This window comes from Calidithermus timidus DSM 17022, from assembly GCF_000373205.1.
Classification (GTDB): domain Bacteria; phylum Deinococcota; class Deinococci; order Deinococcales; family Thermaceae; genus Calidithermus; species Calidithermus timidus.
This window is the reverse complement of record NZ_KB890699.1, coordinates 248,013-256,572: the sequence shown is the minus strand read 5'-3', so window position 1 is coordinate 256,572 and position 8,560 is coordinate 248,013. Positions and strand designations below refer to the sequence as shown.

Here is an 8,560-nt window from a genome sequence, read left to right as displayed (position 1 = left end):
GGGGGGTTGTTCCGACCTTGGGCCTTTGTGCCTGCGCACGTGCACGAGAGCCGTGTTGTCGAGGGGCTGGTTGGGAGGGCCACGCTATTCGCTCGCTTCACCTCTTCTCAAAATCGCTGCCCACAACCTCATCCACTCGGGTGTGTTGCTCTGACTTCGGGTAGCAAACGTAATATTCCTTCGTGTGCTACCTCATAATTCCACCCCGGCCATCTTCAAGAGAGCCCGGCTGCGAATGAGGTCGACCCGAGCCACCAGTCCCCACCAGGATCGAACCTCTATCTGGTGCAACCCTAAAGAACGCACCATCCACCTGGAGAAGGCCTTGCAAGGTGGGCCAGTAGCCCTTGGGCCAGCGATCTGAGTGCATAGCACCCCCTTTTTCACACCTCGGGGGTTCAGATCAAGTAGCACACGAAGGTATGAATAATCCTTGATGGCTTCAAATTCAGCCGCGCGTCGGGCGCTGGCGCTCGCTCGAGTCCAGCAGGATGGTTACCGGGCCGTCGTTGACCAAGTACACTTGCATGTGGGCCTGAAAGACCCCGGTTTCCACGTGCAAGCCCTGTGCGGCCAAGAGGTTGCAGAATTGCTCGTAGAGCCGCTTGCCCTCGTCGGGGGCGGCGGCCTCGCTGAAGCCGGGGCGGTTGCCCCTGCGGGTGTCAGCGTAGAGAGTGAACTGCGACACCACCAGCACTTCGCCCCCCACCTCGGCCAAGCTCAGGTTCAACTTGCCTTCGCCGTCGCTGAAGACCCGCAGTCCCGCGATTTTGCGGGCTAGGTAGGCTGCGTCCTCGAGCGCATCGCCTCGCCGCACCCCCAGCAAGACCACGAACCCCACGCCAATCTGGCCCACGCTCTGGCCATCTACGACCACCCTGGCTTCGGATACCCGCTGCACCACCGCACGCATGAGCTTCAGGCTACAAGCTCTGGCGTGGCGCGACAAACATCGCGGCGGTTCCGGGACCGGGTGAACCCGGTACACCCGGGGAACGATCCCCTTCGGGACGGAGCACGCTCCGTGCACCCGGGGGAGAGTACCCCAGGCAGCGCTATACCCCTCACCCGACGCATGAGACGGCATTGGCCTCTTGTTCAGAGGCTATAGGCGTAGAAGCCGTAGACCCCAGGGCCGGTGTGGGTGGAGATCACCGCCCCCACCTCGCTGCTGCTGCGCTCCTCGATGGGCAGGCCCGAGCCGCTGATGGCCTCCTTGAAGGCGGCCACCGCGCTGGCGTCGCCGTTGTAGAGGTAGTAGATGCGGATGCGCTTGCGACCCTGAGTCCAGGCTTTGAAGCCTTCCACCATTTCGGCCAGCGCCTTTTTCTCGCCCCTGGCCCGTCCGACGGGCTCTACCCGGCCCTCCTTGATGGTGAGGATGGGCTTGATGCCCAGCAAGCTGCCCAGCAGGGCCTGGGCTCCGCCGATGCGCCCGTTTTTCTTGAGGTACTCCAGCGTGGCCAGCGAGAAGAGCACCTTGTGGTCGGTGCGGATGCGCTCGAGTTCGGTCATCACCGAGCGCAGGTCGGCTCCTTGCTCGAGCAGTTCCTTGGCCCGCTCGACCATCATCCCGATGCCCTGGGACGCGGCCAGGGAGTCGAAGATGGTGATCCGGCCAGGAAACTCGCTGGCGGCGAGCTGGGCCGATTGCACGGTGCCCGAGAGCTTGGAGGAGATGTGGATGGAGAGTACGTGGTCGGTGCTTTGCAGGGCTTTCTCGTAGGCCTCCTTGAAGTCTTGCGGGGAAGGCTGGCTGCTGCTGGGCAGCTCGGCTCCGGCGCGCACCCCCTCGAAGATGTCGGTGGGCTTGATCTCCACCCAGTCCTTGTAGACCTTGCCTTTGAAGTTGACGTACAGCGGGACCACCTGTACCCCAAGTGCTTGGGCCTGCGTGGGCGGCAGGTCTGAGGTGGAGTCGGTCACCAGTCCGATTTTCATCTTTCCTCCTTAGTAGCCCGCAGAAAAGCACCCCTGCGGGAAGGGCGATGGCTGTGTCTTTATGACGGTGAAAGTCTAGCATACGGGGATGCGATGCGCCTCCTAAGCACCTAAGGCTCGAGGCCAAGCGCCGAATAACGCCGCTGGATTGGCCTTTGGGGATGGGCGGATGAGGTGTTGCCTGCCGCGCTTGTACGGTATACCAAGGGGTGGTAGATTCTGTCGATATGTGGCGGGTTCTGGTTACGGATGAAATGCGGCTGGGCGAAGTGAGAAACGGGGACATCCGGCTCGACTACAAGCCCAACATGCCCCGCGAGGAAATCCTCAAGGTGATCGGAAGCTACGATGCCCTCATCACCCGCAGCCGCACCCAGGTGGACGAGGCACTGCTCGAGGCTGGGAAAAATCTCAAGGTGGTGGGCCGGGGCGGCGTGGGCGTGGACAACGTCGACCTCGAGGCCGCCAGCCGCCGGGGCATCCTGGTGGTCAACGTGCCTGAGGCCAACACCCGCTCAGCGGCGGAGCTGGCCTGGGCGCTTTTGCTCGCAGCAGCGCGGGGCGTGGTGGATTCGGACCGCAAGATCCGCGAAGGGGTGTGGGACCGCAAATACTTAGGCCTCGAGCTCGACCGCAAGACTTTGGGCATCGTGGGGCTGGGACGCATTGGGGGACAGGTGGCTCGCTTCGCCAAGGCCTTCAACATGCGGGTGCTGGCCTACGATCCCTACATCCCCCGCACCCGTGCCGAGACGCTGGGGGTCGAACTGCTCGACGACCTGGCCGACATGCTGCGCCAGTGCCATTTCCTCACCGTCCACACCCCCCTCAACGAGGAGACCCGTGGCCTCATCGGGCGGCGCGAGCTGTACCTGCTACCCAAGGGCGCGGTGGTGGTCAACGCGGCGCGGGGTGGGATCATCGACGAGAAAGCCCTCACCGAGGTGCTCTCCGAAGGCCACCTCTTCGCAGCGGGCTTGGACGTCTTCGAACTCGAGCCCCCCAACGTCGAGCACCCGCTGGTGCAGCACCCCAAGGTCACCCACACCGCGCACCTGGGAGCCAACACCTTCGAGGCCCAGGACCGGGTAGGGGAGGCGGTGCTCGAGCGCGTCATCGAGACGCTGCAGGGCAACTTAGCCTACGCGCTCAACACCGGCTTCGACCCCGAGGGCTTACAGATGTTCCAGGGCTGGCTGCCGCTGGGCGAAGCGCTGGGCAGGCTGCTGCCGCAGATCACCCAGGGCCGCCCGCAGGCGCTCGAGGTCACCTTCTACGGCGAGTTCGAGAAAAATCCCGATCCCATCGCTTCGGCGGTGGCTAAGGGTTTGCTGGGGAGCGTGCTCGAGGAGGGCGCGGTCAACCTGGTCTCGGCGCGGCCCCTGCTGCGCGACCGAGGCATTCACCTCAGCACCCGTCACGTCGAGCACCCACAGGACTACCTTCAGGTCATCGAGGTGACGCTGGAGACCGATAAGGAGACCCGCAGGGCCCGCGGGGCCGTGCTGGGCGGCAAGCCCCGCATCGTGGGTATCGACGGCCACAGCCTCGAGGCCTTGCCCGAGGGCTACATGCTCATCTGCGTCAACCGCGACCAGCCCGGCGTGGTGGGCAAGGTGGGCACCCTGTTGGGCAATGCGGGCGTGAACATCGCCGGGATGCAGCTTGGCCGCGACCACCCCGGTGGCCACGCGCTGTTCGTGCTCCTGGTTGATGAGCGCCCCAGCGAGGCGACGCTGGAGACTCTGCGTGGGTTGGACGTGCTGGAGCGCGTTGACCTGGCGGCGTTGTGATCGGCTAGACTGGATGCCATGTCGGTATACCGTCGCCGCCTGCTGACCCCCGGCCCGGTTGAGCTTCACCCTAAGGCGGTTGAAGCCCTGGCCCGGCCCCAACTGCACCACCGCACCGACGAAGCCCGCAGCCTGTTCAAGGCTGCCAGGGAGGGCTTAAAGCAAGCCTGGAACACCCAGGGTGAGGTGCTGATCCTCACTGGATCGGGTACTGCAGCCATGGAAGCCCTGGTGCTCAACCTCTTCGCGCCGGGCGAGCGGGTGTGGGTGCCCGTGCACGGCAAGTTCAGCGAGCGCTGGGCCGAGATCGCTCAGGCCATGGGCCTGGAGGTGGAGCGGCTCGAGCTCGAGTACGGCAAGAGTGTGGAGCCGGGTCTGCTCGAGGGGCTCGAGGGGCCTTTCCACGGGGCCTTGCTCACCCACTCGGAAAGCTCGACCGGGGCTCTCAACGACGTCAAGGAGCTGGCGAAGGCTTTCAAGGCCCGCTTCCCTGAGGCGCTGGTGGTGGCCGATATGGTCACCAGCCTGCTGGTGAGCCCGGTGGCGCTGGAGCTGTGGGGCGTGGACGCGGCGGCCTCAGGGTCGCAGAAGGGGACCATGTGTCCACCGGGGCTGGGTTACGCCGCGCTTTCACCCAGAGCCCTGGAGCGCCTCAAGCCCAGGGGGTACTACCTCAACCTCGCCAAGGAGCTCAAGGTGCAGAAGGAGGGGGAATCGGCCTGGACGCCCGCGATCGGTCTGGTCGCGGCGGTGGCCGGAGTGCTGGGCGAGGTGCTGCCGCAACTCGAGGACCACCTCTGCCTCAAGGCCAAGCAGAACGCCCTGCTCTACGAGGCGGGCGAAGCTGCCGGCTTCAAACCTGTCCCCGAGGTCAGGAGCCCCGCCACCACAGCTTTCTACCTCCCCGAGGGGGTGACCTACGCTAGGCTCAAGGAGGCTTTTGCGCTGCGCGGGGCTACCATTATCGGCGGGCAGGGCGCGCTCAAGGGCAAGATTTTCCGTGTCTCACTGATGGGATATAGCGACATCTACGATGCCTACGCGGTGGCCGAGATCATCCGTGAGGTAGCGGCTTCGTTGTAGAGCGCTCTTCACAAATATCGAGCTATCCAGGACCAAAAATCCTTTGTCCTGGACAGAACAGTGGCCGCCGGGATAGGCGGCCACATCTGTGAAGAGCGCTGTAAGCCGAGGCCAAGCGCCGGGCGCGGGCTTCACACCTGGAACACCCCCACGCCCATCTGCTCGCGCACGGGGTTGAGCGCGCAGGCCTCGAGGCTTCTCACCAGCCACTCGCGCGTCTCGTGGGGGAAGATAACCTCGTCCACCCACAGCCGCGCCGCCGCGTAGCGCGGGTCGAGGGTTTCCTCGTAGCGGCCTTTGATGCGCTCGTAGAGTTCCTTGAGGTCCTGGTCGGTGGGGGCAAGCCCGGAGCGCTCGAGCTTGGCAACCTCGATTTCCAGCAAGGTCTTGGCGGCCTGCGCCCCGCCCATCACGGCGTACTTGGCGCTGGGCCAGGCGTAGATGAAGCGCGGAGCATAGGCTTTCCCGGCCATGGCGTAGTTGCCCGCGCCGAAGGAGCCGCCGGTGATGAGGGTGATCTTGGGCACCACCGAGTTGCTCACCGCGTTGACCAGTTTGGCCCCCCTCCGGATGATGCCCTGCTGCTCGGACTCCTTGCCCACCATGAAGCCGGTGACGTCCATGAGGAACAGCAAGGGGATGAAGCGCTGGTTGACCTCGAGGATAAAGCGGGCGGCCTTGTCGGCGGCCTCGGCGTAGATCACGCCCCCCACCTCGATCTTCCCCGACCCGCCGGGAAGGGCAGGTTTTTTGATGATGGTGCGCTGATTGGCCACGATGCCCACTGGGAAGCCGCCCAATCGGGCATAACCGCACACGATGGTCTCGCCGTAGCTACCCCTGAACTCGTGGAACTCCGAGCCATCCACCAGCCGGGCGATCACCTCCCGCACGTCGTAGGGGCGGGTGCTGTCGGGTGAGACCAGGCCGTAGAGGTCTTCGGCGGGGTAAACCGGTTCCACCGGAGCGATGCGCTCGCGGGCCCAGGGGGCGAGTTCGGGGGCAGAATACAGCGCGGCCAGGGCACGAATGCGCTCGATGGCAGCCTCGTCGCTGGGCTCGTAGAAGTCCACGGTGCCCGAGACCTCGGCGTGCATGCGGGCTCCGCCCAGTTCCTCCGAGCTGACCTCCTGCCCGATGGCGGCTTTTACCAGGGCGGGCCCGGCCAGGTAGAGCCCCGAGCCCTCGGTCATGATCAGCGCGTCGGTCATCAGCGGCAAGTAGGCCCCGCCCGCCACGCAGTTGCCCATGATGGCCGAGATCTGGGGGATGCCCAGCGCCGACATGCGGGCGTTGAGATAGAAGATGCGTCCGAAGTCGTCCTGGTCGGGGAAGACTTCGTCCTGCAGGGGCAGGAAGACTCCGGCGGAGTCGACGAGGTAGACGGTGGGGATGTGGTTCTCGAGCGCGATGGTCTGTGCCCGGATGACCTTCTTGGCGGTGATGGGGAAAAAGGCCCCGGCCTTCACGGTGGCGTCGTTGGCGACGATCATCCAGTCACGCCCGGCAATCTTACCGATGCCCGTGACCACGCCCCCACCAGGAGCCCCGCCCCATTCCTCGTACATGTGCCAGCCGGCATAGCTCAGGATCTCCTGAAACCCGCTCTGCGCATCGATCAGCCGGGCGATGCGCTCACGGGCGGTGAGCCGCTTGCGGGCGTGCTGCCGCTCGATGGCCTTCTTTCCCCCACCCTGCCGGACGAGCTCGAGGCTGCCCCTGAAGTCGGCGATGCGCTCGACCCAGGCGTCCTTGTTCTGCTTGAAGGTCGGGTTGTCCCGGTCCTCGGGCTTGAGTGCGCTGCTGAGCATGGGTAAAGTCTAACGGATTTTTGCGGTCAAGCGCTAATTCCGTTAGGCTTCTGTGGGCTTGGGGCTAAGGGTCGCTCAAGGTGCCTGGCGTACGACCTCTTCGTAACCTTTTCCCGCCTTCACTTGCAGTTTTCGGGTATCCTAAAGGCCAGACGACCCCAGCCAGCGAAGCCAGCGGTTTGTGGGGTCTTTGGCTCAGCGCGCGATTCTCCCTACGCCTGAACCAAAGACCGGGCTTCGCTTGCCAATGGCGGAAGTCGGGGAGGCTAACCTTGAAACTCAGCGCCCGTTCTCACGACGCTTTGCTCTCCCGCATCAGCTCCAACCCCCACGTGCTACGCGGTCGGCCCCGCATCAAGGGGACCCGCATCGCTGTGCACACGATCCTGGAGATGCTGGCTTGTGGCCTGTCGGTAGAGGAGGTGCTCGAGGAGTACCCCGCCCTGAGCCTCGAGGACGTGCAGGCTGCGCTGCTCTACGGCGCGCGCATGAGCAACTACGAGTGGATCGAGCTCAACGTCTATGACGACCCTGAAGATCTTGCTGGATGAGAACATCCCCCTGACCGTGTCATGGTGGCTGCTCACCGAGGGCCACGACGTGCTGACGGTGCGTGACGTGGGCTTGTCGGGTCGTTCGGACGAGGCCCTCAACGCCTATTTGCACCGTGAGGGCCGCATTCTGCTCACCCTAGACCTCGACTTCAGCGATCCCATCAAGTTGCCGGTGGCTGCCGGGCGCATCGTGCTGCACCCCGACGTGACCGATGGCGAGCTCATACGCCGGATGCTGCGGCGCTTCTTCGCGCTGGGCTTGCCCCGCTTCGGCGAGCTCTACGTAGTGCAGCCCGACGGTATCGCGCGGTACGATAGCCAGGCATGAAATGGGTGGAATGTCCTAGGGATTCCTGGCAGGGCTTCAAGGGCTTCATCCCTACCGCGCAAAAGGTCGCCTACCTCAAGCGCCTGCTCGAGGCCGGGTTTACCCACCTCGACCTCACCAGCTTCGTCTCGCCCAAATGGGTACCCCAGCACGCCGACGCTGAGGCGGTACTGGCCGAGCTGCCTCCACCGGAGGGCCGGGAATACCTGGTCATCATCGCCAATGAAAAGGGCCTCGAGCGTGCCCTGCAAGCCCAGGGCGTGACCAGCGTGGGCTATCCCTTCTCCATCAGCGAGACCTTCCAGCGCAAGAACGTGGGCAAGACCATCGCCCAATCCTGGGAGCAGGTGGCCCGCATGCGCGAGATGGCCCCAGACCGGCTGAACTTCGTCGTTTACCTCTCGATGGCTTTCGGCAACCCCTACGGCGACCCCTGGAGCCCCGAGCTGGCCGTAGAGTTTGTGGGCCGTTTGCGCGAGATGGGCATCCACGAGATCGCCCTGGCCGACACCTACGGCGTGGCAACCGCCGAGGTCATTGGCAAGACCCTGGAAGCCGTGGTGCGAGCCTTCGGCCCCGAGGGTATCGGGGCCCACCTGCACTCGAGGCCCGAGACCACCCTGGAGAAAGTGGACGCGGTGCTGGCGAGCGGGGTGCGCTGGCTCGAGGGCGCTCTGGGGGGAATCGGGGGCTGCCCCTTCGCTGGGGACGATCTGGTAGGCAACCTGGGCACCGAGCGGGTACTGCCCCATCTGGCCCGGAAGGGGCTCGAGGTCGGGGTGCGGTTGGGGTCGCTGGCCGAACTCGCCGGGGAGGCTGTGCTGCTTCGCACCCGTTATGCCTGAAAAGGGCGAGCCTTTGGGCTCGCCGCACGGCTATGAGTGCGGATTGCGCCCTCAGGCTTCGTCGTCGGTAACCACCACCACCATCGTCTGGTAGGGGCTGAGAACGTCGCGGTGGATGGCCTGCATCTGCTCCACCGACCGCCTCACCATCGCCGCAGCCACTGCCACGACCGCCAGCACCGCCAGGAACAACCAGACCATCTGC

9 protein-coding genes and 1 pseudogene are annotated in these 8,560 nt (G+C 64.9%); 5 read left to right on the top strand and 5 right to left on the bottom strand.

Features of this window, described 5'->3' with window-relative positions; translation table 11 throughout:
* Positions 1 to 192: 192 nt before the first annotated feature.
* From B047_RS18745 to B047_RS0112935, 3 genes and pseudogenes are all read right to left on the bottom strand, one after another.
* Positions 193 to 309: pseudogene (locus B047_RS18745) on the bottom strand (transposase); the annotation flags it as partial.
* 139 nt (positions 310 to 448) lie between these two features.
* Complete coding sequence (gene dtd, locus B047_RS0112940) at positions 449 to 913, bottom strand: D-aminoacyl-tRNA deacylase (RefSeq protein WP_018467392.1); 465 nt, start codon at positions 911 to 913, stop codon at positions 449 to 451.
* 185 nt (positions 914 to 1,098) lie between these two features.
* Entirely contained in the window at positions 1,099 to 1,941 is an 843-nt protein-coding gene (locus B047_RS0112935) for a DegV family protein (RefSeq protein ID WP_026234872.1), read from the bottom strand.
* A gap of 227 nt (positions 1,942 to 2,168) precedes the next feature.
* Here B047_RS0112935 and serA point away from each other — a divergent pair, with 227 nt between their 5' ends.
* Both serA and B047_RS0112925 read left to right on the top strand, forming a co-directional pair.
* Positions 2,169 to 3,734: a phosphoglycerate dehydrogenase gene (gene serA / locus B047_RS0112930; protein ID WP_018467390.1), complete on the top strand. Its 1,566-nt coding sequence runs from the start codon at positions 2,169 to 2,171 to the stop codon at positions 3,732 to 3,734.
* 18 nt (positions 3,735 to 3,752) lie between these two features.
* Positions 3,753 to 4,817, top strand: a complete 1,065-nt coding sequence (locus B047_RS0112925; RefSeq protein WP_018467389.1) for a pyridoxal-phosphate-dependent aminotransferase family protein — start codon at positions 3,753 to 3,755, stop codon at positions 4,815 to 4,817.
* A gap of 131 nt (positions 4,818 to 4,948) precedes the next feature.
* On the opposite strand, the gene B047_RS0112920 is transcribed toward B047_RS0112925, so the two are convergent.
* Positions 4,949 to 6,628, bottom strand: coding sequence for an acyl-CoA carboxylase subunit beta (locus B047_RS0112920; RefSeq protein ID WP_018467388.1), 1,680 nt, complete (start codon positions 6,626 to 6,628; stop codon positions 4,949 to 4,951).
* Between the two features lie 272 nt (positions 6,629 to 6,900).
* Here B047_RS0112920 and B047_RS0112915 point away from each other — a divergent pair, with 272 nt between their 5' ends.
* From B047_RS0112915 to B047_RS0112905, 3 genes are read left to right on the top strand one after another with little or no spacing between them, the layout of a single operon-like run.
* Positions 6,901 to 7,179, top strand: coding sequence for a DUF433 domain-containing protein (locus B047_RS0112915; protein WP_040779838.1), 279 nt, complete (start codon positions 6,901 to 6,903; stop codon positions 7,177 to 7,179).
* A complete protein-coding gene (locus tag B047_RS0112910) occupies positions 7,151 to 7,510 on the top strand; it encodes a DUF5615 family PIN-like protein (RefSeq protein ID WP_040779836.1) in 360 nt (119 codons plus the stop codon). The genes B047_RS0112915 and B047_RS0112910 overlap by 29 nt, the downstream gene beginning before the upstream one ends.
* Positions 7,507 to 8,355, top strand: a complete 849-nt coding sequence (locus B047_RS0112905; protein WP_018467385.1) for a hydroxymethylglutaryl-CoA lyase — start codon at positions 7,507 to 7,509, stop codon at positions 8,353 to 8,355. The genes B047_RS0112910 and B047_RS0112905 overlap by 4 nt, the downstream gene beginning before the upstream one ends.
* A gap of 51 nt (positions 8,356 to 8,406) precedes the next feature.
* Here B047_RS0112905 and B047_RS17965 read toward each other — a convergent pair whose 3' ends face one another.
* The gene (locus tag B047_RS17965; RefSeq protein ID WP_018467384.1) at positions 8,407 to 8,556 is read right to left on the bottom strand and encodes a hypothetical protein; all 150 of its coding nucleotides are present in this window, start codon (positions 8,554 to 8,556) and stop codon (positions 8,407 to 8,409) included.
* Between the last annotated feature and the right edge of the window lie 4 nt (positions 8,557 to 8,560).